Origin of the sequence: Thiomicrospira sp., from assembly GCF_036568485.1 — a bacterium.
Lineage (GTDB): Bacteria > Pseudomonadota > Gammaproteobacteria > Thiomicrospirales > Thiomicrospiraceae > Thiomicrospira.
In genome coordinates this window covers 1-1148 of the sequence record NZ_DATCSL010000125.1, presented here as the reverse complement: position 1 = coordinate 1148, position 1148 = coordinate 1, and the positions used below count along the sequence as shown (strand labels likewise).

The 1148-nt window shown below is 48.5% G+C and carries 1 protein-coding gene; it reads left to right on the top strand.

Annotated features, from left to right (window positions below):
* The first annotated feature begins 66 nt into the window (after positions 1–66).
* Positions 67–1008, top strand: a complete 942-nt coding sequence (locus VIM91_RS11455) for an IS5 family transposase (RefSeq protein WP_331864941.1) — start codon at positions 67–69, stop codon at positions 1006–1008.
* Positions 1009–1148: the final 140 nt, after the last annotated feature.

Sequence of the window (1148 nt, the reverse complement as noted above, 5' to 3'; positions counted from 1 at the left end):
GGAACCTCTGAAAAACTCCCAATATTTGGCATAATAGCGGAAAAATCACAAAACAGGGTAAAGACAATGTCTCAATTAAGCTTCTCTGATGCCGAAGGCCAGGCTAAACGTAAACAAACTCGCCGCGAAAAATTTTTGGCGGAGATGGACAAGCTTCTACCCTGGAAAGAACTGGCCACGCCCATCAGTCGCTATTATTCTAAATCACTTACCGGTAGAAAACCCTTTCCGCTTTCTGCCATGTTGCGCATTCACTGTATGCAGCTGTTCTATAACCTGAGCGATCCCGCCATGGAGGACATGTTATACGAAGTCGAATCCATGCGACGCTTTGCTGGCATCAGCATTGATACAGTGCCCGATGAAACCACAATACTCAATTTTCGGCACTTACTCGAACGGCATGGGCTGGGCCAGAAGCTGTTCCGTAAAATCAATAAGCACCTGGAGAAGAAAGGTCTGTCTTTCAAAGAAGGCACGATCGTCGATGCCACGATTATCAGCGCGCCCACCTCCACAAAAAACCAGCAAGGTAAACGCGACCCGGACATGCACCAGACGCGAAAAGGCAACGAATGGCACTTCGGCATGAAGATGCACATTGGCGTCGATGATACGCTTGGCGTCATTCACAGCATTGAAACCACCGCAGCCAATGCTCACGATATCACGCAGACGACCCGTTTGTTAAACGGTAAGGAGCGGCGTGTCTGGGGTGATGCGGGTTATCTCGGCATTGAAAAACGCGATGAAACACAACAGCTGGATGTTGACTGGTTTATAGCCGCACGCCCCGGCAAACGAAAAACATTAAATGGTGCGGCGGCAAAACTGGAGACACTCAAAGCCAGTGTGCGGGCCAAAGTTGAACACCCGTTTCGCATTATCAAACAACAGTTTGGCTACAACAAAACGCGCTACCGTGGACTGGCCAAAAATACGGCGCGTTTATACATGCTGGCAGGCTTTGCCAACCTGATCCGTTGCAAGCAGTATCTGCTGGCCTAGGGTCAGTGCGCCTGAAATTCGGGTTTAGGCCCGGAATTCAGGCAAAACAAGAAACAAAACGGCAGTATTTCGCCTTTAATACAGACTTCTGAATAAATGTGCGCTGATATGTGAAATTTTAAGAGAAAATCAGAGGTTCC